We start from the raw sequence: 25,876 nt of genomic DNA, 5'->3' as shown, positions 1-25,876 counted from the left end.
CGTGGTCAAAGCAATGCTGCCTATGACCTGATAGACGCCGCCTATCAACCCACGCGCCGGTGCCCCGAGGTCTGCCCGATGGCGCGGGGAATTCATCGGGTGCTGAAGGAGCCTGGGAGCATGGGTACGAGGGCTGTGGTCGCGGGCGGGAGCATGGCGGGGCTGCTGACGGCGAAGGTGCTGAGCCGGTGGTACGACGAGGTTGTCGTTCTGGACCGGGACGAGCTGCCGCTGGAGGCCGTCCATCGAAAGGGCGTTCCGCAGAGTCGGCACGCACACGGACTGCTCGCCCGCGGGCATCAGACGATCGAGCGGTTGGTGCCTGGGTTCCGCGACGAGCTGGTCCGGCGGGGCGCGGTGGCGAACGACCTGCACAACGACGTCCTCTGGTACAACGAAGGCCGCCTGCTCAAGCGTGCCCCGTCGAATCTGGCCGGTCTGCTCGCCGGTCGGCCGCTGATCGAGTCAGTACTGCGGGCGAAGGTGACCGAGGTGCCGAACATCGTCACCCGCCCCGGTACGACGGTCGACGGGCTGACCGCCGAGAACGGCCGAGTGACCGGCGTACGGATCGATGGTGAGCACCTCGACGCGGACCTCGTGGTCGACGCCACCGGCCGGAGCAACCGCGGTCCGACCTGGCTGCGTGAACTCGGGTACGACGCCGCGCCGCAGGACGAGGTCCGGGCCGGAATCGTCTACACGACGCGCGAGTACCGCCGAGTGCAGGGCGACGCGGACTTCACCGGCGTGATCTCGGGGCACTACCCGGACAATCCGGTCGGTTGCGGAGTCGGCGCGAACGACGGCGACCGCTGGCTCGTGACGCTGGTCGGGATGGAGGACAACCCACCGCCGGCCGAGCCGGGCGCCTTCGAGGACTTCGCGGCCCGGCTCGACGGGCCGGAACTGCACCGGCTGATCACTCGTGCCGAGCCGCTGACCGAGCCGGTTCGCTACCGGATCGGCCCGAGCGTACGGCGTCGCTACGAGAAGGCCGCGCGTCTTCCCGAGGGCTTCGTCGCGGCCGGCGATTCACTCGTCTGCTTCAATCCGGCGTACGGGCAAGGGATGACGATCGCGGCGCTGGCGGCCGAACATCTGGCCGAGACGCTCGAGGCCGGTTCCGACGAGGTGACTCGCCGCTACTTCACCGGAATGGCGAAGCTCGTCGACACCGCCTGGGTCATGTCCGTCTCCAACGACCTGCGCTTCGACACCACCACGGGCAAACAGCCGTTAGCGTCCCGCCTGCTCATCCGCTACCTGAGCCGACTGAACAAGGCGGCCCAGACGGACCCGGTCGTCGGCCGCCGCTTCCTGGAGGTGGCCAACCTGCTCGCGGGGCCGCCGTCCTTGCTCGCGCCGTCGACCCTCTTCCGCGTGCTTCGCGCGAGCTAATCCGGTGGGGCCACCCACTGGCAGGAGGCGGTCCCGGCGGCGACGTGCTCCTCGTAGATCGTCACCTTGTGCGTGATGACCCGCAGAGACTCCTGCAGGTCATCGATCTGCGCGGCGATGTGCTCCTGGTGACTGCGCAGCAGCTCCAGCCGAGCCTGCTCGTTGCCAGAGCCCTGCCGGACCAGCTCGGTGTACTGCCGGATGGTCTCCAGCGGCATCCCCGACGACCGGAACTTGACGCACATCGCCAGCCAGCCGATGTCGTCCTCCGAGTAGACCCGCCTGCCGTTGGACTCACGCCGTACCTGATCGGCGAGCAGCCCTTCGCGCTCGTAGAACCGCAGCGCGTGCACGCTCAGCCCGGTCCGCTCCGCTACCTGCCCAATGCTCAGCCCCATGCCTTTGAGCCTACGTCGCCTTGAGCGCAGCCAGCGCCTGGTGAACGTCGTCGCGGGTGGAGTAGATGTGGAACGACGCCCGCAACTTCCCGCCCCGAACCGCTGCCCGGATACCTGCCTCGGCGAACGCCGCCTCCGCGCCGGGCCGAGCGGTGCTGACGATCGCCGAGTTCGACGGCGGGAGGCCGAGGCCGTCGCGGAACTCGTTGGCCAGCTCGAGGTTGTGCTTGTTGATCGTCTCGACGCCGATCTGCTCGACCAGCTCGAGTGCCGGGGCGGCTCCGACGAAGCAGAACCACGAAGGCGACTGATCGAACCGGCGCGCACCTTCGGCCAGCTCCATCCGGTCGCCGTAGTAGGACGAGTGCACGTCAGCTCCGGCGTACCAGCCGGCCGCGGTTGGGCGGCAACGCTCCTGCAACCGGGGCGACAGATAGCCGAGCGTGGCGCCGCGCGGGGACATCAACCATTTGTAGGTGTGCACGACGAGCGCGTCGATACCGTCGACGGTGAGCGGCAACCAGCCCATCCCCTGGCTGGCGTCGATCACGACCAGCGCGTCAATCTCCTTGCTAGCGGCAACTACCGCGGCGAGATCCAGTACGGCGCCGGTCGCCGACTGCACCGCGCTGACCGCGACCACGTCGATCCCGGGCCGGATCGCGGCGACCAGCTCGGCACCCGGTACGGCGATCACCTCGACCCCGCGGTCCTCGTGCACCTTCCACGGGAACACGTTCGAGGTGAACTCGATGTCATCCGTGAGCACACGCGCACCGTCCGGCAACGCGGCGGCGATCGGCGCGATCGATCCGGAGACCGTGCTCCCGACGAACACGTCCTTGGCGTCGGCGCCGACCAGCCGGGCGAACGACTCCCGCGACCGGGTGGTCGACTCGTCCCACGGCTCCCAGCTGGTGGCGCCCACCTGCCAGTCGGCCAGAGCAGCCTGCAACGCCTCCCAGCCCGGCCGCGGCGGCAGGCCGTACGACGCGGTGTTCAGCCAGCCGGGCTCGGGTCTCCACAGATCTTTGTAGTCCACGCTTCCCACCTTACGGATGGCTTGACCTAGACAGCGCTCTAGCTTCTAGCCTCCGTGTCATGCGCTATCGAACCCTTGGCGGTACCGGAATCGAAGTCAGCACTCAGGCCCTGGGCACGATGATGCTCGGAGCGGTCGGCAACCCCGACCACGAGGACTGCGTCCGGATCGTCCACGCCGCCCTCGACCAGGGCATCAACTTCGTCGACACCGCGGACATGTACTCCTCGGGCGAGTCCGAGGAGATCGTCGGCAAGGCACTGAAGGGCCGCCGCGACGACGTCGTACTCGCGACCAAGGTGCACTTCCCGCTGGACGACGAGAACACCCGCAACCGGCGCGGCAACTCGCGCCGCTGGATCATCCAGGAGGTCGAGAACAGCCTGCGCCGCCTCGACACCGACTGGATCGACCTCTACCAGATCCACCGCCCCGACCACACGACCGAGATCGAGGAGACCCTCTGGGCGCTCACCGATCTGGTCAGCCAGGGCAAGATCCGCGCCTTCGGCACGTCGACGTTCCCTGCCGAGCAGATCGTCGAGGCGTACCACGTGTCCGAGCGTCGCGGGTACGGCAAGTTCCGGACCGAGCAACCGCCGTACTCGATGCTCAGCCGTGGGATCGAGCGGTCGCTGCTGCCGACCACCCGCCGGCTGAACATGGGCGTCCTGACCTGGAGCCCGCTCGCCTGGGGATTCCTGTCCGGCAAGTTCCGCAAGGATCAGCCGATCGACCTCACCACCGGCCGCGCCGGCCTGGCCCCGGACCGCTTCGACCCGTCGCTGCCGGCGAACGCCGCCAAGTACGACGCCGTCGAGCAGCTGGTCGAGGTCTCCGCGGACGCCGGCCTCTCCCTCCCCGAACTAGCCCTGGCCTTCGTCACCACCCATCCGGCGGTCACCTCGGTGATCAACGGCCCCCGCACGATGGAGCAGCTCGACGGCCTCCTCAAAGCCGCCGACCTCACCCTCGACGACGCCACCCTCGACCGCATCGACGAGATCGTCCCGCCCGGCACCGACATCTACCACTCCAACGGCGCCTGGCCCGACCCCTCCCTCACCCCGGAGGCCCGCCGCCGGCCGATCGCCGACCGCTGACCCACTCCGAAATCTCGACGGTTAACCGTCGAGATCGCTCCTTCTCCCCCTTCATGCGAGGGGGGAAGGGACAACTTGCGGGGTTATCCGTTCAAATGCACCGCCGGTTGGGGGCGGCCGTGCGGCGGGCTGGGGAGCCGTACCACCCGAAAACGACCGGTAGAACTCCCCACCGCCGCTGTCTCGCGCCACCACCGGCCGCATCCGATCGGAGCCGCCGGGGAAGGTTTGTGGGGATCTGCTGTCAACCAGTGCCTGTTGCGATTTGGTGGCGGCTCGGCGTCGCGCCGATTTGGGGAAGTTTTGGGACGGATTCGGGGGGTGAATCCTCCCCAGATCGCATTGCGGGAGGTTCGGAGTGTGAGTTCCTGGGCGTCGAGTGTGAGGAGTATGTCGTTGGAAATCGATATCCGGCGGCACGGTCCCCACACTCGAGTGCTGATTGCACGCTGGCGCCACTCGCAGGGGGCACTTCTTCGAGTTAGCGACCCCAGCCATAGCCCGGAAGCTCAAGCAACCGCAACCGTGGTCACCGGCCTCGCCATCCCCCTCAGCCACAGACCACGCCCCCCTAGCGCTTCAGTAAATCCGGCCGCCGCGGTGACCAATCACCGTGTACATGTCCGGCCTGTCCGGTGCGGCGCGAATCGGGGGCACACCGACCACCTCTGCGGGGGCCTACTGCCTCTCAGCGGCAGCAGATCCCCACAAAGCGACCGCGACCGGGCCCACCGCGAGCTAGCGTCCGAAAACACGCCGACCGTGCGCTCCGATGCTTCGGACGTTAGCGCTGCTACTTCCCCGCTTGGAGGGCGGTCCAGGTGACTGGACCGACCACTCCGTCGACAATCAGGGCTCTGGTTCGCTGGTAGTCCTCGGCGGCGGTTTCGGTGCTGGGGCCGAATTGGCCGTCGATGATGACTGTCCGAGCCAGGGCCGCGGTCAAGGACCGTTGCAGGCGTTGGACCGCCGTACCGGTGGAGCCGTTGCGGATGGTGGGTTGGTCGCCGGCGGACAGCAGGGCGGTCCAGGTCTTGGCGCCGATCAGGCCGTCGGCGGGCAGGCCTACCCGGGTCTGGAAGGCCTTGACCGCATCGGTCGTGGCGGTGTCGTAGGTTCCGCTGGGCTCACTGGTTCCGCCGAGCAGACACTGCGCAGCCCGTACGGCGCCGCCGGTGGAACCCGCTTGGAGCGCCGGGTACGCGGTGAAGTCGAGGTTGGTGGAGGCGCACGTCTGAGTGCTGTTCACGAAGGCCGTTGCGGCCGCCTCGCCCTTCGAGACAGCGTCGGTCTGGTTCTCGATCGGCACCGCGGACACCCCGGGGAACAGGATGTAGGTGACGACCGCACCGGACACTCCACCGGACGACGGGTTCGGGTTGATGCCGAGCTGCTGGGCCAGCTTGTACGACCCTTCGCCGATGATCCCGGTCGGGCCCTGATCACCGACAACGGCGTACGCGACCTTGTCCTGGTAGACGACCGCGGCGATGGTCGCACCGTTGATGCCGGCGTTCCGGAAGTTCCAGATCGAGCTCGACAGCGGTACGACGATGAACGGCAGACCGGCCGCGTTGAGTGGGCGACCGTCGGATTGGTTCCACGAGGTGTTCGGTTGGAACGACGGATCGGTGTTCTCGTTGCACTGCGTGGTGCGTTGACCGTCGCAGTCCACGTCGAAGTCGGCCGTCCAGTGCACCGCGTCACCGGACTTACAGACCGCGACCGTGCGCGATCCCCCGGAGTCCTGCGCGTACTTCCCGTTCGACAGCTGGGTCTCGCAGCCACCGGCGCGAGCTTTCAATTGGGCCGCGGTCGGACCCGCGAGCTCGTCGGCTCGCGATTCCGGGGCCGGGGCGAGCAGCGCCAGACCGGCGACTGCCAGGGCCAGGAAACCAACGACAACACGTCGGACCATCTCATCCTCCAGTGGGGCGGTACCGGTGATGAAGATTTTCACCGAAGACAATACAGACAACGGTTAGTTATTAACAGGGTGGACTTTCCCGACCGCCGACAGCAGGGTGGAGACATGGACGCGCTCTACCCCCGACTCCTGGTCAGCGACTTCGCGGCAGCGGTCGACTTCTACGAGACCGCACTGCGCGAGCTGTTCGGTGTCGAACCAGTGAAAGTGATCCACGAGGCGCAGTACGCGAACTGGGACTTCGACGGCCAGACCGGCCTCGTCCTGTTCGGTCGCGACCAGATCGCCGGGACCATCGGTACGACGGCGCTGCCGGCGCAGGCCGATGCGCAGGACAGCTCGATGCTGGTCTTGAAGGTGGACTCGGTCGACGATGCCACCGGGATCCTCGAGAAGCTCGGCGCGACCGTGTTGACCGCTCCGCAGGACCGGCCGCAGTGGGGTCCGAACCTCCGCACCGCGCATCTGCGCGCCCCGAACGGCACACTGCTCGAACTCCAGACATACTGAAATCCCCGAGCAACTGGAGAGCGCCATGAGTTTCGACAGGCCTGGTCTACCGCGTGCAGGTCGTGAGCTCGATGCGGAGGTCGAAGCCGCGCTGGCCGAAGAAGGGGTCGAGGTGACCGACCATGAGGTCGACCCGCCGGATCACCCCGGCGAGGTCTCGGAGGGCCCGCAGCCGAACCCGCCGCGCCGCTAACCGCGCTCGAAGGCAGTGATCTCGACGCCCGGAGCCACCTCGAGACGCGCCCGCACCTGATAGCCGCGGGATGCGTAGAGACTCACGGCCGGGGCGTTGAGACTGCCGGTGGAGACCCGGCTGACCGGACGCGGTTCGAGCGCATCCAGATGGTCGAGCAGAGCCCGGCCGTGGCCGCGTCGCGCGTGGGCCGGGTCGACGATCAGCCGACTGATCTCGACCACGCCGGGCTCGAGTTCATACGCAACCGCGCCGACCAGGGTTTCGCCGTCGTACCGGCCGAGCCACCGCTCCGTCGACGCCATCAGCCCGGCGAGATCCTCCTGCAACGGCGGGATCCCGTCGAACCCGATCAGCTCGGCCTCAACGGCGTACGCGGCATGCTGAATCGCCAGCACCCGCTCGGCCAGCGCGCGGTCGGTGAGGTCGAGTGGTGTGATCATTCGGCTCACGGTAGTTCAGGCTGCGCGCCAGTAGCCAAGGGCTTTTACCCGATGCCGGGGCACCTCGAGCTCCTTGACCACGTACGACGTGAGCGCGCGAGTCATCCGGGTATCGCAGGCGATCCACACGTACGCGCCGGCCGGATCGTCGATGAACTCGGGCAGCTCGCTCTTGACCGCCTCAACCAGCTCCTGGCTCGACAGATTGCGCACCTCATGCAGCCCGGGGTCGGTCCGGAACGGCAGCTCGCGATCACCCTCGTGCGTGGTCTCGAACCAGATCGTCGCGGGCAGCTTCGGCGCCACGGCGAGCAGCGAATTGATCGCCGGCAACGACGCCGGCGCACCGATCACCAGCATCCGGGCGGGCAACGGATCCGGGATCTCGAACCCGGTCCCCTGCAAGGTCGCGTCGATCGTGTCCCCGGGCTGCGCCTTCAGCGACCAGTCGCTCGCACAGCCCTCGTGCAGCGCGAACTCCATGCTGAACGTGCCGTTCTCGACATCCGGATCGACCAGCGTGTACGCGCGCTGATGCGGCTTGCCGAACTTGTCGAACCACAGCCGCACCCACATGGTCGGATGGACGCCGATCGCCGCCAGCAGCCCGCCGTCGGTGAAGTGCACCCGGCGGTACCGCTCGGTGACATCCTCGGCACCCGTCACGGTGAAGACGAAGTCCTTCCCGCGGAAGAGCTTGAGGACCGCGCCTTCCCAGCCGTGCCCCACGCCGTACCTCCTGGGAATTGTCGTTGCGGCCGGTCTCGTTCAGTCCATAGGTTGATCCGGACGAGTGAGCCAGGTTTTCTAAGTTAGATAGATAACTAAGGCTACCCTAACTGAAGCGAGGCACGGCGTGAATCCTCAGGTGACCCGCGACGCGTATGGCGTTCCCCACCTGCAGGCCGGTGATCCACTCGCTCTCGTCCACCTCCAGGGCGCGAACGCCGCGCACGACCGCGCGTGGCAGCTCGAGCTCGCCCGGCACCGGTTCAACGGAACGACCGCCGCCTTCCTCGGCCCGGACGCACTCCCGTGGGACACCTTCGCCCGGCAGGCCCGGCTCGCCGACACCGCCCGGCAGTGCTTCGACGCGCTCGACGACGACACCCGCGCCTGGGTCACGTCGTACGTCGATGGTGTGAACTCGGCCCTCCCATCGGCGGAAGCTCCCGAGTTCGCGCAGACCGGACTGACACCGGGCGAGTGGGAGCCGTGGACACCACTCGGCATCTGGCTCGCCGTACACATCCTGTTCGCGGGCTTCCCCGGCAAGTTGTGGCGCACCCATGTCGCGCAGCGGCTCGGCGAGGAATACCTGCAGCTGTTCACCTCCGAGGGCCCGAGCGCGTCCGGCAGCAACGGCTGGCTGATCCCCGGCTCGGCCACGACCACCGGCCAGGCGATCATCGCCGGCGACCCGCACCGGTACGTCGAGCACCCCGGCGTGTACCAGCAGATCCGCCTCGCCTGCCCCGAGTACGACGTACTGGGGCTGGCCGTTCCTGGCATCCCCGGGATCGCGCACTTCGGGCACGCCGGAAAGGTGGCCTGGGCGATCACCAACGCCACGGCCGACTACCAAGATGTGTACGCCGAACAGCTCCGCCGGACCGGATCCTCGGTCGAGGCGCTCGGCCCTGCAGGCTGGGAACCGGCTTCCCAGCACACCGAGGTCGTCGAGATCGCCGGCGCGGATCCCGTGACGATCGACGTCATCGAGACCGAGCGCGGCCCGATCATCGTCGACCAACCGGGGCAGACCCTCAGCCTGCGCTACCCACCGCGGGTCCTCAAGCGCCTCGGCTTCGAGGCGATGCCCAGGTTGCTTCAGGCAACCAGTGCTGCGGATATCGACGATATTCTGGAAGACTGGGTCGAGCCGGTGAACGTCGTCTTCGCCGCCGATGTCAACGGCGGGCTGCTGCACCGCGTCGCGGGCATGGTCCCGGAACGCCACGAGGCCAACGGATTGCGCGTCGTACCGGCCTGGGAAACAGCTTTCGCCTGGACGGGCTGGAAGCCGATGCCCAAGGCAACCGTCACCGGCCCCGAGGCGATGGCCAACGCGCGCGGGATCGCCACGCCACTCGGCGTCGAGTTCGCCGCACCGCACCGCGTGAACCGGATCCGCGAGCTCCTGCACGAGCGCTCCGACTGGTCGGTCGACGACATGCCGACCATCCACACCGACACCTACCTCAACTCCGCCGGCATGATCCTCGACCGGCTTCCCAGTACCGATCTTTCCTCAGAGGCTGTTGCCCTGCGCAACGATCTCCTCGACTGGGACCGTCGGATGAACGGCGACAGCACTATCGCGTCGACGTACGCCGCTGTCCGCAAGGCCGTCATCGCCCGTCTGGCCGACCGGTTCGGCATCCTCGAGAACGCCGACTGCCCACCGATCTTCGCGCCCTACCTGGACCCGCTCGCCCACGTCGCCATCGCCCTCGAGAACCTCCTCGAGTCCGCCGATCTCGACGTCACCACGATCATCCGGGCCGCCCTCGAAGACGTTGCCCATGGCAAGCCGCGCCCGCCCTGGAGCGAGACCCATCAGCTCACTCCCCTGCACCCACTCCGTACCCCGCTCTTCACACCCGACGAAGACCCGATCGACCTCGGCCTGTCCGGCGACCACCACTGCGTCTGGTCCACCTCGAGTATCCCCGGCCTGACCGACCTCTGCGTCCGCGCCTCCGCGGCCCGCTTCGCCTGGGATCTGGCCGACCGCTCCGCCAGTTCGTGGGTCGTCCCGTTAGGTGCCTCCGGCATCCAAGGTCACCCGCACCACCACGACCAGCTGCAGTTCTGGCTGCGCGGTGAGCTGATCCCCGTCATCACGCCGGCGCGTGCCACCACGGAACAGGATTCCGAGCGCTCTGCCGCCGGTTGATCATCCGAATCACCAACACCGCGAAGACCCCCGCCAGACCGCCGGTCACCGTACTGATCGTCAACAGGAGAAGCGCTCCCACCCCGAGAACGTCACCCGACCCGCCCGACACCCGGACGCTCAAGAAGTTCGCCACGAACGAGATGATCCAGAACCCCCACCAGACCGAAACCGTCGAGTCCTTGACGTTCTGGATCCAGGCGTCCCGCGCCCCGATCCGCGGATCACTCGCCGCCGCGACCTGCTGCACGAACCTCCCCGGCACCCACAACGCCGCGACCGGCACGAACCACCCGACCCCGCCCCACGCCCGCGCGTAAGAATGCTTGCCGTCACACAAGAACTCCGAGTTCTCCCGCGCCCGCAGCAACCAGACGATGAACAGCACCGCCGCCGCCAGCGACCCCAAAGCCCACATCACCACGGCCGCCAGCAGCACCACATCACCCGCCGACAACTCCGTCCCGGTCAGCACAGACTCCCCGGCCAGCGTGATCTGCCACGCCCCAACCGTCAGCCCCAACTCGGCCACCACCGTCACACAGATCGCCCAACAAGCCGCGATCCCCACCCCCCGAACATTCCGCAACCGTGGCTCCCGCATCAACAACCGCCTCGCAACCGTCATTTCGTCAACGCTCACGGCAACCCCTCTCGTCACCACAACGGTCGCAGCGGTGCGCCCACCCCGGACGCCCTCGGCATCAACCTGTCAAGGGCGATAGGTCGCGAGCACGACCTCGAGGCGGGGCCGCCGGAATCTGCCGGGCTGCTCGTCGCGGACGCTCCGACCGTCGGTGGTCCAGAACGCCCAGTCGGGTACGTCGTCCTCGCCCGCGGGCACGAACTTCAGCACCTCGTCGACCGCCGCGGCAGCCCAGCCCAGTCGCTCCGCCCTCGCGGCCGGCTCATCCTTCGGTACACGCGATGCCAGCTCGTCCGCCAGCGCCAGCCATTGCCCCGCGTCGATCAGCTCGGACGGCTCCGACCCACCGAAAGCGCCCAGCCCGGTCTCCCGTTCCGGAAGCCCGAAGTAGTACTCGCGGTCCGCGCCGCAGGACGAGCACTCGGTGTCATAGGCCAGCACCAGTTCGCCGGCGTCGTCCTGGGCAAGTCCGTGCTCCCAGGTGGTGCTCGTCGTCGCACATTCGGTACAGGGCACCCGCTCGAGCCAGAGCAGGGCCTCGTCGTGGGTTCTTGCTACCGGCAACTGACCGGTCATGGGTTCACTCCGATCTCATGGTCGTGTCCGGTCACGTAGACCTCTCCTGGGATCCAGGGCAGTCGCCGTGACCAGAGCGGGCGATCCGGCTGTTCCGGATTGAATCCCAGCACCTGGACCGGGATCAACGTCACTTCGTATCTCACCTTGAGCCGCGCGGTCACCATCGACTCGCCCTCGAAGCGGCTGCGCTCGAAGCGGACGCCACGGACGTCGGTGGTCTGGTCGGACAGTTGTTCCCCGACCGAGACAGTCGGCTTGGTGCCGATGCCCGGGAACGGGACGGTCGTCCGACCGGAGGCGGGCAGCAGCCGGCCCCTGGACGCCGTCGTACTGGTGGTGCTCTGGGTGCGGTTCACCACACCCAGCTCGCTGTTCGGAACGGCTTCGGTCAGCATCTCCGGGTCCGACGGTACGACGCGGATGACGATGTCCACCACCCGCGACGCCTGCCCCGGTGCGGGCACACCCGGAATGCGATACCCGTCCGCCGAGGCCATCTGGCTGAACTCGGCATGCAGAGCGGACGGCGACAGCAGGTTCTCCAGTTCGGCAGCTCGCATCCGCGCGCCGCCCGGACCCAGCAGTTCCGGATCCGCAAGGCCCGCCCGGATTGCTTCCAGCAACTGGGCGCCATCCTGCCACCCGATAGCCTCGACGAAGTACGTCTCGGGCATCTCGACCGGCGTCGTGTCGCCAGTCGGCCCAGCGGGCGTCACGCGCGGTTTCAGGTAGCCGCTCGGCACCAGCTGAATGAGCGAGCCGATCAGCACTGCCGTCTCCGTTCGCACAGCGCCGGGATCGGTTTCGGTGGGCTGGAAGGCCTGCCGGATGCGACCGCTCGTCGGAGCCGCCGTCGGGTTGTGCGTCACCTCGATGTGCAACCTCAGCCCACGTCGGAGTCTGGTCACACCATCGAAGGTCGCCATTCGCTCGAGTCGGGTCTGCTGCTGCCCGAAGCTGTGGCTCACCGATTCCGAACGATCGGTCTGCGCTGCGGGGTCGGCGCCGGTCGCGAGCGATCCCTCGACCCCGCCACCGAGCGACTGACCACGACCACGAGTCGCACTGCGATCGCCGTACAGATAGCGCTGGACGATGCTGATCGTCGTCTTGCTGTCTCCGAGCTGTACGCCGTGGTCGTCGAGCTCAGCGCGGATCCGGACGGTGACCCGCTCGGGAACCAGGCTGCCCGGACGCTGGACCGGGAAGCTCCGAGCGAACCCGTTAGGACCCAGCATGTCGTCGATCCGGCCCCACCACCGTTTGCCCGCCAGGTCACCGAAGAAGGCCTCCGCAATGGCGGGATCATTCGCGAACTGCACACCCAGCTTGCTCCGGAGCACGCCCTGCACGGCGTCGAGCACGGTCCCGTTCAGCTCGGTCGATTCGATCAGGGTGGATCCGAGGCTGTGCTTGTACTGCGCCGGCACCGGGATCAGCGGCAGATCCTTACCGTCGACGTCGAACTTGGCGAGGAGGTCAGCGAGCCGGGTTCGCGCTGGGAAGAGCGGATCGGTCACGGTCGCGCCGAGCTTGGCGAGCAGCCGGGCCGGTCCGTGCCGATTCCACAGCCGCGGCAGACCGGAATCCTTGGCGGGCTTGGGGCCGTTCGTCAACGCGGCCCGATAGGCACCGATCAGCGCGGTCGCAGCACGCCGGTCCAGCGTCAACGAGCCGTTGAGGTAGCGCTCCACCGCATCCGCGACCTGCTGCAGCGGCAACGCCAACTCACCCTTCGCGTAGAACGCCAGCGCATCACGCTCCGCGATCTGGAACACCAGCTTGCCCGTGTTCGTGTGGTCCGCCACCTGCCGGCCCGCGTCCGTCACGTTCAGCGAGAGGTCCGCATCGGCCGCGAAGACGTAGTGCCGGCCGACCTCGATCGTGAGCCGCTCCACGCCCCAGATGGTCTGGTCGACGGTGGACGCGGACGTCGTACTGCCGATCGATGCCGCCAGGCCGGCACCCTGGGGCGCTGCTTGGTTGTCCGGGTTGTCGTCGACAGCCGCGGATTCCGACACCGAGCTCGTCTGCGAGCTGGACCATCCGGTCACCGCGCCATAGTTGCCCATGGCAAGGTTGATGTCCCCGGACACACCGTCGGTCACCCCGATCAGAACCGCGTCACGCACGAATCCGGTAACGCCGAGTGTGTAGCGCTGCGACACCGGTCCGTGTCCCTGGACGATCACTCCGGTCCGGTACGGCGTATCCGTCCATTCCGGGTGTGCCATCAGGTTCCTGGGATTGAGGAACGCCGCCGCCAACTGCCGGGCAGCCGGGTCGCGCAGCAGCTGAGCAGGCAGCGCGGCGAGGAGATCCGGCGAGTGGAGCGCCAGCACGGTGGCCCGGTCGAGCAGCGCCTGCCGGACCCGGCCAGGCGTCGTACTCGCCTCGAACACCTCCTTGCTGTACGGGAGCAGGTCGCTGTCGAGGAGGACCCGGGCTGTCCCGGGCCCCTCATGAAGAACGGTCTCGGTGTCCTGCCCGACCTCGGTCACGACCAGCCGGTGCGTGAGCTCGAAGACGGCCAGGGGCGACGTGCTCTCCACCAGCGTGACCTGGTTGACCGTGCCGCCGCTGAGGAATCCGAGCGTCCGCCCGAACGCTGAGCGGCCCCACGAGAATCCCGCCTTCCCACCGGATCCGTCGTCGGCGGTCGGGTCGTTGACCCCCACCGGCTTCACCGAGAACGGCACCGCCTTCGACCGGCTCCCGAACCGGCCGGCGCTGTCCGAGCCGATGTTCAACGTCACCATCGCCTCGTCCGAGGTGATGCCGACCGCGCGAGCGCCATCGGCCTCCTGCACCAGGTTGATGCGCAACGTCACCGTCTCGGTCGCCATCTGGGTCCGCGGCCGGGTCAGCGTCAGTAGCAGGCCGCTCTGTACGGCAGCGTCGTACCCGGCCTCCAGGCGTTGGGTCGAGAGCTGGGCAACCAGCTCTTCGAGGTTCAGGATCTGGCCGTGCCGCTCGACCGGGTCCTTCGTCAGCCGCGCCATGTCGATCGTGCCGTCGGATCGCAACGGCGGCAGATAGCCGCGTTCGGTCAGGCCGCCGATGATCTGGGCCAGCGCCTCGTTTCCGCCGGTCACGTCCTGCACGAGCGCCGGCCCGACACCAGCGCCCGGCCGGGCCCAGGTCGGCAGCTCCAACTTGCGCCCGGGAATGAGCTCGGCGAGCTGCTCCGGAGTCCGGCTGTCCGGTCGGACATCACCGCGAACCACGGGCCGACCGTTGCTATCGACAACGACCTGTCCCTGGTCGTCGCGAACCAGCGCGGCCGCGTTGACCGGCAATCCGTGATGGAAGGCGTCGTTCAGCCGCAGCCTGACCAGGGCCTCGCTGTTTCCCGAGACCGCGCCGAATCGGCGGCCACCAAGAACCAGCACCACCTTGTGCTCCAGCACCATCCGGTATCCCTGGGTCGGCCCGGTATACCGGTGGACACCGACCTGGATCGCCGTACCGCCCACGCTTTGGGCTTCACCGCGCGAAGCGGCCTTGCCGATACTCGCTTCCCCGTTGAACTCGCTTCCGGATCCGTCGGGCGCAGGACCGAGCTCTAGCGTGCCCTTGCCATCGACATTCGTCCCGTAGCCCGCCTGCCCGGACACAGTGGTGAACCCGACCCGGACCCGCTCCTGCCAGTGCGTCGCGCTCTCGGCGCCGACGAGTTCGGTCTGTTCGTAGCGGACCGTCGTCGTGATCTCGACGTGCCCGATCGGTACGCCGTCGGCCAGCAGCGGCTGGATGATCACGCGCTCGGTCGACTCGGCCAGCCGCCCGACCAGATCGTGGGCGATCGCTTCCTGGATCTGCTGACGGACGTTGTCGGCCACCTTGCCCAGGCGTTGCAGGCGACCGCGGAAGACAGTGGTGACGGTGTCGGACAGCTCGTGCAGACCGGTGATCGAGCTGACCAGCGCATCGGGGAACCTGCCGTGCGGCTGGCGCCCTGAGGTCACAGTGTTCTTCGCGGCCGGAACCGTATAGACGTGGGAAACCCAGCCCTGGATCGCGCCGGGCCGGAGATCGGCGTCCACGGTGCGCCAGCGGACGGTCTCCGGGGTACGGACATCGATCCGCCAGCGACCCTCGCCCTTGTACAGCAGGGATTCCCCTCGGTTGTCCTCGACCGCGCCGTCCTGCGCGAACTCGGCCGCGGTGCCGGTGACCGCGAGACTCCGGCTGCCCGACGTTCCGACGCGCGCGGTGATGAATTCGCCGACTCCCGCGATCGTCGGGATCTGGGCGATGAGAAGTCTGGTCAGCTCACGCAGCGACTGGTCGATGCCGAGGCCGAACCGGCTGGTCGCTGCGGTTCCGAGGCGCCGGCCGCGCTGCGGCATGACGCCGGCCATCATCTCCGACGAGGTGACCGGCGGCCGCAGTACCTCCTGCAGTTCGCCGACGGACAGCGTGATCCGCAGCTCCGCCGTACCGAAGCGCAGCACGGCGCCCTCGGGGGTGACGAGCTGGCCGAACTCGGCACTTAGCCTGTTCTGCAGACTCTCCGCGCTGAACCGGTACTCGACACCGAGGCGAGCGAGCTCCGTGTTCACCTGCTCGGCGAGGCTGCTGATGTGCGGCAGCGCACCGGTCGGCATCATGTTCGGCAACGCGATCTGCGGCGGCGTCAGCGCAGCCATCGCCTGGTCGTACTCGGTCCGGAGTGCGGTCAACTCGGTCATCATCTGAGGCAGCTGATCGGGTGTCGCGACGAGCAGCCGCTCGTACATCGCCTGCAGCCGAGCCGCCTGGGTCTCCGCGTGCTGGTAGGCCTCGGCACGCTGCTGATGCCAACTCGCCAGATCGCTCTGCTTGACGGACTCGGCAAGCTTCTCCCGAACTCTCGCGAACCGACCTTGATCGCGGTACCGCCCAGCCGCCCGGGCCTGCCGCTCCGCCTTCCGCGCTGCCTTCTCGGCTTTGGTGGCAGAGCTCTCCTTGTCCGTGCGATGCGCATTCAGGTCTGTCACTTGATCGGCGAGCCGATTCGCTTCCTGCTGAAGATCGACGCCGGCCAACTCCGTCGGTCCGGCCCAGGGCGCCGACGGCGGCGTGTGTCCCAGACGCCCGATCGCCTTGGCCAGCCCTTCGATGTCCTTCCGAAGCAGGTCCTCCGCAGCACGATCCTCAGGCAGCCCGGTCCGATCCGCCTCCGTCTTCGCTGCACCCCACTGCCGGGCCAGGAACCGATGCTCGTTGATCTGCGCCTCGATACAGGCGTCCACCACGGCTCCGGTGATCCGGTTCAGCACTTGCCGTACCCGGCTGCCGACACCGTGGCCGTGCAGCGCATGGAGTGCGTGACTGATCTCGTGCACCCACACGCGGGCGAGCTGGTCGTTGGCCACGCCAGGCGCGATCCGCACGATGTGCGGATCGGCCGCCGTACCGGAATGCAAGTACGTCGCAGCCATCCGCCCGCGCCGCACCTTTCCGACCTCGACCCTGAAGTGCTGCGCATCGGCTTCGCCGGGTCGAGCGACCACGAGTTCGCCGACCCGCTTCGGCGCCGCCTCGAGCAGGCCGCCGAAGTCCTCCTTGTTCGTGCCGGACACCGCATCCAGTACGACGGAATCGTCGAGCACGCCTTCGCTCGCCGGACGGCCGTCCCTGACGTGGCGGGTGCCGCGCACCTCCCGGCCGTAGTGCGGTCCGCCGGGCGGCTTCGGTGCCGGGTTGAGGGCCTGCTGGATCGCGGTCCGCGTCGGAGTCAGCGTCGGCATCGGGAAGCCGTTCTGCTGTCCCTGCTCCTGCCACAGCTCGTCGACGGCACCGAGGCGCCCGTTGAGCTCCTGCTCGAGCAGCGCGATCGAGTCCGGCGTCCCGTGCTGCTGGTGGTACTCCAGCGCCTCGAGAGTGTCGAGCACCTGCTCCATCGCGACCAGCCGCTCGAACAGCTTGGGCTTGTTGTCGGGCCGGCCGGCCAACTCCCGGACCGCCTGGTTGATCGCGTACTTGATCTGATCGGCCCGAGTGGTGATCGCCGGCAGAATCACGGCGGGCGCGTCCTGGGTACGAGCCAGAAACACCTCCGCCCGGAGCGTCAGCTGTGTGACGAGGTAGCGAACCATCGCTCGCTGCTCCAGGAGCTTGCGCGGATCGGCCTCCTGCTTGGCGCGGGCAGCGGCCACCTCGTCCTTGCGATTCAGTTCGGCACGACGGAAACCGGACCTGGCGAACGGCGTACCGGCGATCGCTCCGACCGCACCCGCGATCGTGATCGCGACGCTGTTCCCGCTCAGGCCTAGCTGCCAATTGAGCAGCAGCGTGCCGCCGACCCCACCGATCGAGGCCAGGACCACCGGGATCGCGTAGATCCAGGGCGAACGCTGGCCGTACGGCCGAGCCCCGGCCGGCCCCTGCGGCGCCTGCGGGAAGCCCGCCCGATCTCCAGCCCGTACGCCGAGATCCGGGGCCAGACCGGCCATGGCTTCGAGGACGCGCACCCGCTGCTCGAGAATTTCGTGCCAGGGCCGGAGCTCGGCGACTGTCTTGGCACCCTGGGCCGCCTCACGCTCTTCGGCGTCGTAGTTCTTCTGCTTGTCGCTGGCCGCCTCTTCGAGGTTGAGGAACTTCATCTCGCCGAACGCACCCAGGACGCCGGTCGGGAGGATCGGAGCGAACGCACCGATCAGAGCCTCGATCTGACCACTGAGCGCGCGGGACAGCTCAGTCGGATCGCTCACGTCCTCGCCGGTCGCCAGGACAAGCCGGCGCGCGGCCGCGGACAGTCCGTCGACGCCTTGAACCACGGCATGCAACCAGAACGGCGGCATCTCGCGCTTCGCTTCGACGGGGCCCGGATTGGTCGACGCCGGCGCGCTCGGTTGCGGTTGTCCGGTGAGGATCTCCAACGCGCGCCCCACCCGGTCGTGGAGTTCGGTGAAGCTCCGCAGGACCTGGTTGTCCAGCGAGTTGGGATCGGTCATCCGCGCCTCGGTCGAGCGGTCGACCCGGCTCAGGCGGTAGTCCAGCTTCAAGGAGTCGACCAGCTTCTCGGTGAGCCACTTCCCCAGCGAGGAGGCGCCGATCACCACGAGCGATGCGAAGGCCGGGACACCGTGCCCTTCCAGTACGCCGATGACTGCCGCCGTACTGATCGACGAGGCGCCGTACCGGATCGTGTAGTTCCACATACTGGTGGCCCGCGGCAACTTCTTGTCCAGCCCGTTCCGGACGCCGAGTACGACGTCGTCGAGCAGCCCGCGCAGGCCCGGGTTCCGCTGGTCGCGGGCGGCCCGGTCGGCGTCGTACGCGGGTTGCCGGCCGACCTCCTTGCGCCCGTCCAGCCACCGCTCCATCACTGCGCCGACGAGCGCGTTGGTCAGCGCCGGCACGAAGATCCCGATGCCCATCAACGGGTTCCCCGTCACGATGGCGGTGGTGACAGCGATCACCGTGTTGGTCAGACCGGATCCGCGCAGCGCCTTCGCCTCGTAGGCCAGCACACTCGCCCGCTCGTCCTTCAGCGACTTGCCGGTGTCGAGCAGAGCAGCCAAGTCCCGCTCGCTCTGGTCGAGCAGAGTCCGGAGCAGTTCGGCCGAGCGTTGGTGGTCGCGCAATCCCATCTGGGTCAGCAGCTTCGTCCCGTCGATCCGCTGGAGCGCTGCCTTCAGGAACTCGATCCGGCGGAGCGTCTTCATTACCTCGCCACGGTGCCGCAGCTCGGCCCGGTCGCCGACGTCCTCGATGTTCTGGACAGCGTTCGTCCGTGGTTGCGTCGCCGGCCCGAAGACCTTAGGGCCCTCCGCAGGCGCTGTGGAGGCAAGCTCAGCCACCGTTTCGGCGATCACCCTGGCGAGCACCGGCGCGACATCACGCGGGGACATCTCATCGGACAGGACGAGGGCGAGCACAGGCCCCCTGGACTCGAACACCAGCGAGGCCTCCGCCCACAGCTCACTCGCCGTCTTGCCGACGCTGAGCGTCAGCCGGAACTCCTCCGTACCCGCGATCTTCACGCGGTAGTTGCCGCCGAAGTCCTGGATGGGGTTGGCGATCCGGGAGATAGCCTCGATCCCTGCCGCCACCCAGACGTCCCCGCGGAGCACCGCACGCTGGAGTTCGTCGGTCAGCACGAACCAACCGGGGTTGAACACCGCCTGCCCGGTGAACCATTGCGCGACCCGTCCGACAACGCCGGGACGGTTGGGCTGTGCCAGCACCGGAGCCTCGGACAGCGCGACCGGCGCCGCGATCTCGAACGGCAGCGAGGCGGCGAGCGTGTTGAGGTCGATCGCCGAATGCATCGTGACCGTGCCGTTCGGCGCAGTGAGCGCAACCGTGTAGCGGAACTTCTCGATCGTGCTGCTGGGGCTCGGAAGCTTGGTGAGTGCGAGTGTGGCGGTGTATCCCTTCGCGATCAATGCACCGAGGCGGGTTTCGAGCGTGTGGAAGGCGGCCGGGTCGAGCGTCACACCGAGCGCTGCGAGTCCCGTCGTACCGAAGAAGCTCCAGCCGACCGGGCGCTCGTTCACCAGCGGCACGCCGCCCAGTCCGGCCGCGGCGGCGATCGCGCGCATCATCGCCGGCACCGCGTCCGGGATCAGCTTGCGCAGCTCGGCGATGACGGACTCGCCTGTCGTCACCGGGCCGACGGGACGCGCCACGACGTTCTCCCCGAACGATCGCACCTGGCGCGTTCCCACGCTACCGCCGTCGATCTCCTGCCAGGCCGTCGTGTCCGACGTCTGCTGGCTCGGTCCGTGGATCCCTTGATTCTCCAGCGACTGCCGCAGCCCTTCGAGCTCCATCTCAAGTTTCTGCACGAACTGCTGGTCGGCCTTGCTCCCGGTCCGGGCAGCAACCACCCTGGCCACGCCCAGCAACCGCTGAAGGAACCGGTGCTCGTTGACCTGCGCCACCAGACACGCATCCTCGAACGGCCCGGTCTGTCCCTCCGCCCGCAGCTTCTGATTCGCCATCTCCTTCAACACATGGCTGATCTCGTGCACAACCGCCCGCGTCAGCTGGTCCGTGCGCAGACCACGCTCGATCGTCGTCTCGTTCGGACTGCCATCAGTACTCAGATCGGTGTGGGCAACGCTCTTCCCCGGGATGTCGCCGAGCCGCAGCCGGAACTGCCGCCGCCCAAGGTTCGGGGTGTCGACCACTACGACATCGCCGAACATCTGCACCGACCCGGTGATCAGACCACCGAAGTCGCTTTCCTCCGCCGCCTGTGCCGCCTGGTTCAGATCCTGCTGAGTAGCCGGAGCCTGACTCGCCGGCCGGCTGGTCCGGTCCATTCCCGGCTGACTGGGCGCGTTCACCCTCGTCGGCGGCGCGTCCGGCGGCCGCCCGAACCAGTCGGCACGTTCCCCGCCGATCCGATCGCGGAACGGCGCCGGACCTTGCGGCTCGCTCGAGTTGTACGGCGCAGGGCTCGCGGTGACCGTGAAGGTCAACTCCACATGCTGACCAGGGGTGCCGGGCCGACTGACCTCGACGGTCACCCCTTGCCCGGCCGCGATGTGGCCGATCCATTCCTGCTCCAGCCGGGCATACTCGGCCGGATCGATCGTCGTCCCCGCCGGCAACAACGCAGCAATCCCAGCCGGCCCGAACAGCCTGGATCCCGCGACCTTGCCATCCGGGCCGAGTGGGAGTCGTTCTCGAGCGGCCAGTACCTTCCCGACGGCCTGCTTGCTCAGCGGGAATCGCTTAGGGTCGACCTTGCGGAGAACGGCGACGACTTTGTCCACGATGCCGTCGGGGCCGACGGTTCGGGTGACCTCGTTCGCACCGAGGCGCGTCGTACCGGCGGTCTCCATTTCGTGCAGCGTCTGGGCTTCGAAGAAGCCGAAGAACATCTCTCCCGCGGGGTTGACGGTGATCCGGGTTCCCGCCGCGTTGACGGCGGTCCGGCCGCTCTGCCAGACGACCTTTTCCTGTCCGGTCGCGGGATCGATCACCCCGGGATCGACCACCGTGTAGGTGATCGTGACCTCATCGGGTCGCGTCCTGCCCGGGCTGGGAGTGATGATGACGTCGACCTCGTAGCCCAGCTTGGTCAACCTCGCCCACTCCTCCTCCATCCTTTCGAGCATCAGATCGTTGGATGTCAGGTTCTGTGCGAAGAGGTTGTAGAACTCGTCGTTGTGGAAGAACCGCCGCGCGAGGAAGTGACCGCCGCTGTCTCCCGGGATGCCGGCCTCCTCCGTCACGGCCTGACGGTTGCTGCTCCCCTGGCCGCCCCGCTTCCCGTCGTTGTAGTCCTCGCGGAGACGAGCCCTGGCCTCACGGACCCGGCCGTCCTCGCCAACGGCTATCCGGCCCTGGTTGCGCCCGAACCGCAAGATCTGCGATCTGTCGCGCCGCCCTTGCCCGTCAAACCCAGCAGGCTGGAACGATTCCGACGAATCGGACCAGGGCCTGCTCCGCACCTCGGCCTCATGCGCATCGATCCGCGCCTGCAGCCACTCGTCCAGCTGCGCCAGCTCCTGCTCCCGCTGCTCCGCCAGCGCGTGATCCTCGGGCAGTCCGCTCTGCTCCGCAGCCTCCCTGGCCTTCGCCGCCTGGTCCGCCACCAACCGCCGTACATCCTGCTCGGCCTCAATACACAGATCCTCCGTGTGCGCATGCTCCTGCTCACCGGCCCGAGCTCGCATCGCCTCCCGCACCGCATGCCCGATCTCATGCACCCAAGCCCGAGTCCACTGCTCACGCTTCACACCCGGATCAATCCGCGTCGTGAACGTCCCGTCCTCCGAGACCTGCGTCTGCGCCGCGTGCTTCCCCTCAACCGCCTCCACCTCAAGCGCGAACTCGTACGTGTTGCCATCGTTCGCCTGCACGACAACCCGATCGGGTGTCACCACCGGATCCGCCGTCAGCAACCCCCCGAAATGCTCCTGCTTGGCCCTCTTCGCAGCCTCCAACACCGCCGCCGGATTCGGCGCGGTCTCCACCGCCCCCCGAACAAACCCGGGCCCCTCCGGCGCATGAACAACCCGCCCCTGCCCGTCGGTCTCGGGCCCGCGCGGCTCAGCCGCGTTCTCCTCGCTGACCTGAGCTGCCTCCGCCGCCGGCTGGGCGCTCGCATCGACCCTGGTCGCGACCGGACCGAGCTTCAGGGCCGACATGTCGTACTCGGTGATCTCGATGCCCTTGGCAATGATCTTGCCGCCGGCGAACTCCACCTTCGCCTTGACCACCAGGTACTGCAGGTTCCCCTGCTCCGCCTGCTCCTGCATCGCGGCGATGAGGTCGGCCGCGGTGTGGATCGGCGTCGCCAGCTCCGCCCGGACCGGGCGCGACGAGTAGCGCGGCGGCCCGTCGTACTCGGCGTGTGAAGGAACCTCGACCTTCTCGACGGCAAACCCGTCCAGTACGGCGACCGGCTCCGCGGCGCGACCATCGACGTCCGCACGGATCTCGGACAGCAGGCTGTTCAGGTACTCCTCGTGGCCCTGGAGATAGCTCACCAGGTCCACCCCCTTGCGGGAGACCAGCCTGCCGAAGATGCCCTTGGCCTCGACCACGACGAACCCGCGGATCTCCCGGGTGGCCTTGTCCACACGGATGTAGAGCTGGTCCATCCGCCCGGCACCACCGTTGTTCTGGAAGAACACCCGGTAGACGTCCTGCGTCAGATGGTTCGGATCGCTCCGCAGCCAGCGCAGCATCGACTCCGCGAATGCCTCACCGACCCGCTCACCCCAGATGGACGACCGCTTCCCATCGGTCGACTTCACCATCGGCCGGTCCGCGAGAATCGCCTTCCGCTCGGCCTCGATCAGCCCCTGCCACACCCGATGATCATTGGGTGTCATCCACTGCTCGACCGGATCGGTATCGGTCGTGGTCGCACTCTCGTTCCACATCTCGGCAACGGACTGCATCGATTCCAGCTCCGCCGCGTTGAACCCGAACCGCTCGCTGCTGAAGAGTGCGAGGATCTTCTTGCCGAGCACCTTGCCCGGCACCACCCTGACATCCTTCAGAACAAAGTTGCCCTGTGCATCCATCGACACTTGCGGAACGGCGACCTGGACGACCGTGCCGTCCGACGTACGCACCGGGAAGGTCTCCCGCCCCGGCCTGGTCTGGAGACGAACCTGCCCAAGGTGCTTGCCCGTGCGCGGCCGATGGTAGTAGTGCTCGCGCATAACCTTGGCCAGCAAGGACAATTTGCCGTTCTCACTCCGGTCGTTGAGCAGTTGCAGCAACCCCACCTGCCCGTCGGTCGCCACCTCGTTCCGCCCAGCCGGTCTGTCGACCGGAACCTCCACCTGCGCGATGTCCTGCGTGCCGACAAGCTCCTGGTGCGCCTCGGTCCGCGCCGCGATCCATTCATCCAGCTGCGCAAGCTCCTGCTCCCGCTGCTCCGCCAGCGCCCGATCCTCAGGCAACCCACTCCGCTCAGCAGCCGCTCGAGCCTCTGCCGCCTGCTCCGCCACCAACCGCCGCACATCATGCTCGGCCTCAATACACAGATCCTCAGTGTGCTCGTGCGCCTGCTCGCCAGCCTCAGCCCGCATCGCCTCCCGCACCGCATGCCCGATCTCATGCACCCATGTCCGCGTCCACTGCCACGGCTTCACCTGCGGATCGATGCGCGTCTTCTGCGGCCCCCCGTCCTGCGCGACTGTCGTCTGCGCGGCGTGCTTTCCCTCGACCTTCTCCAACTCCAGCGCGAACCTGTACGTCTTCCCATCCTTCGCCTGAACCACAACGTGATCCCCAACCACTACAGGATCCGCCGTGAGCAGCCCGCCGAAATGCTCCTTCTTAGCCCCCTCTGCAGCCGCCAGCGCGTCCGCGTGCTCCGGCGCCGCCTCGACCTTTCCCTGCCCCCGTACATACCCGGGCCCCTCCGGCGCATGCACAACCAACTCCCGGACCGGCGGAGCGTTGATCGGTGCCAGATCTTGTGGCGTGAGCGGCCCATCCGGCGGACCATCGACCCGGAACAGGCCGTCGGCCGCTGGCTTGGATTCCTCAGACGTACCAGGCTTGCCGACCCGCTCCGAACCATTCCCGGTGGGGACCGCCCCCTGCTGGCCGTGCGTGGTTCCGTTGGTGTTGCCCGGTCCCACCTGACCGGCATTGCCCTGCCCGGTGGGCCCCGACCCCTGACTCCCCTGCACCGGACCTTGTCCCGTGGTCTGATTTCCCTGCCCGGCCGCAGGCTGTCCAGCCGGCTGGGCACCCTGCGCAGGCCCTTGTGCATTCGGCCCGTTACTCGCCTGCGCGCCCTGCCCCGTACTCGCCTGCGCGTTCGGCCCGGTACTCGCCTGCGCGCCCTGCCCCGTACTCGCTGGTGCGCCCTGACCGGCGTTGGGCTGGCCAGCATTCGTCTGGCCGTTCTGGCCGGTCGGTTGCGCCGCGCTGTGTCCTGCATCCGGCACTACCGGCTGCCCAGCTGGGCCTGGCCCGTTGCTAGCTGTACCGGGCGGACCCAGAACGCTATTGGTCGGGACGCTTGTAGCGGCAGGTTGCACAGGGGTGACAACCGACCCCGGAGGCACCGCGTTTGATCCCAGCTCCGCAACTGATGCCTGGGGCGCCAGCACGTCCTGCTGACTGGTACTGCTGTTCGTCCCAGCTGCGCCGCTGACCCTTCCGGCGCCAACCACGTCCGGCGCCGATTGGGCAGCGGGCGAGCTTCCGGAATCGGCCGCCGGAGCCGGAGCAGCTTGCTGGGCGGCGGCTGTCGCCTCCGCACCTGACGGTGACAGCACTGGCCCACCGCTGGGTGGCGGTCCGATCGGACCGATCGGACCGCCACCGTCGGGAGGACCCATGGGAGGCGTGCTCGGATCGGGCTTAGGAGCAAGCTTGCCCGCGGCCCAGTCTCCGACAACATGGCCGGCATCATGCGCGCCAACACGCATTCCGGCCAACCCACCGGCACCGAGCCCCTGCTCCATCAGTGCCTTGCGATAGTCCTCGAGCACGAACGGATTTTTGCCATCAGCAACGTTCTGGACGAACGTACTGGAGACCGGTGAGGTGAAGCCGTTGCTCAGGAAAGTCGTCGTGTAGTTCCCGACGTTCTTCCGCATCGAGGGCGGCGCGATCGCCTGCACCGGGCGAGAGACCCATCGCGCCACAGGCGTGACCGCCACGTTCAGCAAGGCGCCGGCCCCACCGGCAAGCGAGGTGATCCCGACCTGTCGCCAGTCGATGCTCTGCCGATGGTTGCCCACGATGTCCATGATCTGACCGGTGAGCTCGATCCCCGGCTCTTCCATCATCTCCACCACGATGGCCCGCAGGAGCGGCGGCTTGAACGCTCGCATCAGGTCCGCGCCGGCGCGGACGACCTGCGCGATCCGCGCCATCGCGGCGGCGATGATCTCGTTGCGGTACTGGACGCCCAGCGGACCCATCGCAAAGCTCGCCACGAAGGCAGCACCGTTCGCCGCCAGCTCCGCGTTGATCTGGTTCTTCACCTGCGCGATGCTGTCGCTGTACTGTTTGGCCATCAGCGAAAGCTCGCGCATGGCTTTCACCAGCTCGGTCGTCCCGATGCCAGGCGCGTTGAAGGTCCGGCTGACCTTGAGGAACACCTCTGCACCAGCCGAGTCCGGCCACGCCGCCGGCAGTCTCTCATTGATCGCGGTCGCCGCCTTGGTGGTCGCCTCCAGCCTGGCGGCAGCAGCGTTCCAACGCTCGCCCATCCGGGCAGCGGCGTTCTCGTCGATCCAGATCGGGAAGAAGGAGTCGATCGCCTTCCGCAGATCCAGCCACATGCTCGTCGTGGGCTCCGGGATCAT

Annotated in this window: 13 protein-coding genes; 5 read left to right on the top strand and 8 right to left on the bottom strand. The window is 67.9% G+C overall.

Features of this window, described 5'->3' with window-relative positions; translation table 11 throughout:
• Positions 1–120 precede the first annotated feature (120 nt).
• Positions 121–1,401: an FAD-dependent oxidoreductase gene (locus OG474_RS20490; RefSeq protein WP_405063943.1), complete on the top strand. Its 1,281-nt coding sequence runs from the start codon at positions 121–123 to the stop codon at positions 1,399–1,401.
• Here OG474_RS20490 and OG474_RS20485 read toward each other — a convergent pair.
• Together OG474_RS20485 and OG474_RS20480 are read right to left on the bottom strand one after the other, a co-directional pair.
• The gene (locus OG474_RS20485; protein ID WP_405063942.1) at positions 1,398–1,799 is read right to left on the bottom strand and encodes a MerR family transcriptional regulator; all 402 of its coding nucleotides are present in this window, start codon (positions 1,797–1,799) and stop codon (positions 1,398–1,400) included. The two genes, OG474_RS20490 and OG474_RS20485, sit on opposite strands and share 4 nt — an antisense overlap.
• Positions 1,800–1,809: 10 nt before the next feature.
• On the bottom strand, positions 1,810–2,841 hold the full coding sequence (locus tag OG474_RS20480) for an aminotransferase class V-fold PLP-dependent enzyme (protein ID WP_405063941.1): 1,032 nt from the start codon (positions 2,839–2,841) through the stop codon (positions 1,810–1,812).
• 59 nt (positions 2,842–2,900) lie between these two features.
• On the opposite strand from OG474_RS20480, the gene OG474_RS20475 reads away from it, so the two are divergent.
• Complete coding sequence (locus tag OG474_RS20475; RefSeq protein WP_405063940.1) at positions 2,901–3,944, top strand: aldo/keto reductase; 1,044 nt, start codon at positions 2,901–2,903, stop codon at positions 3,942–3,944.
• A gap of 793 nt (positions 3,945–4,737) precedes the next feature.
• On the opposite strand, the gene OG474_RS20470 is transcribed toward OG474_RS20475, so the two are convergent.
• Positions 4,738–5,862 (bottom strand): peptidoglycan-binding protein, encoded by a 1,125-nt coding sequence (locus OG474_RS20470; RefSeq protein ID WP_405063939.1) that lies wholly within the window; start codon positions 5,860–5,862, stop codon positions 4,738–4,740.
• 114 nt (positions 5,863–5,976) lie between these two features.
• Between OG474_RS20470 and OG474_RS20465 the strand changes: the two genes are divergently transcribed.
• Positions 5,977–6,381 (top strand): VOC family protein, encoded by a 405-nt coding sequence (locus OG474_RS20465; protein ID WP_405063938.1) that lies wholly within the window; start codon positions 5,977–5,979, stop codon positions 6,379–6,381.
• 25 nt (positions 6,382–6,406) lie between these two features.
• Positions 6,407–6,574: a hypothetical protein gene (locus OG474_RS20460; RefSeq protein ID WP_405063937.1), complete on the top strand. Its 168-nt coding sequence runs from the start codon at positions 6,407–6,409 to the stop codon at positions 6,572–6,574.
• Here the strand turns inward: OG474_RS20460 and OG474_RS20455 are convergent.
• Both OG474_RS20455 and OG474_RS20450 read right to left on the bottom strand, forming a co-directional pair.
• Positions 6,571–7,017, bottom strand: a complete 447-nt coding sequence (locus OG474_RS20455) for a GNAT family N-acetyltransferase (protein WP_405063936.1) — start codon at positions 7,015–7,017, stop codon at positions 6,571–6,573. The two genes, OG474_RS20460 and OG474_RS20455, sit on opposite strands and share 4 nt — an antisense overlap.
• Before the next feature lie 15 nt (positions 7,018–7,032).
• Positions 7,033–7,746, bottom strand: coding sequence for a siderophore-interacting protein (locus OG474_RS20450; RefSeq protein WP_405063935.1), 714 nt, complete (start codon positions 7,744–7,746; stop codon positions 7,033–7,035).
• A gap of 127 nt (positions 7,747–7,873) precedes the next feature.
• On the opposite strand from OG474_RS20450, the gene OG474_RS20445 reads away from it, so the two are divergent.
• The gene (locus OG474_RS20445; protein ID WP_405063934.1) at positions 7,874–9,916 is read left to right on the top strand and encodes a penicillin acylase family protein; all 2,043 of its coding nucleotides are present in this window, start codon (positions 7,874–7,876) and stop codon (positions 9,914–9,916) included.
• Here OG474_RS20445 and OG474_RS20440 read toward each other — a convergent pair.
• The 3 genes from OG474_RS20440 to OG474_RS20430 form a co-directional block, all read right to left on the bottom strand.
• Complete coding sequence (locus OG474_RS20440; protein ID WP_405063933.1) at positions 9,861–10,544, bottom strand: DUF4328 domain-containing protein; 684 nt, start codon at positions 10,542–10,544, stop codon at positions 9,861–9,863. The two genes, OG474_RS20445 and OG474_RS20440, sit on opposite strands and share 56 nt — an antisense overlap.
• 84 nt (positions 10,545–10,628) lie before the next feature.
• Positions 10,629–11,138, bottom strand: coding sequence for a hypothetical protein (locus OG474_RS20435; RefSeq protein WP_405063932.1), 510 nt, complete (start codon positions 11,136–11,138; stop codon positions 10,629–10,631).
• Positions 11,135–25,876 (bottom strand): hypothetical protein, encoded by a 14,742-nt coding sequence (locus OG474_RS20430; protein WP_405063931.1) that lies wholly within the window; start codon positions 25,874–25,876, stop codon positions 11,135–11,137. The genes OG474_RS20435 and OG474_RS20430 overlap by 4 nt, the downstream gene beginning before the upstream one ends.

It is taken from the genome of Kribbella sp. NBC_01505, assembly GCF_045040285.1.
GTDB lineage: Bacteria > Actinomycetota > Actinomycetes > Propionibacteriales > Kribbellaceae > Kribbella.
The sequence above is the reverse complement of the archived record's forward strand: the minus strand, read 5'-3'. Positions and strand labels throughout refer to the sequence as shown.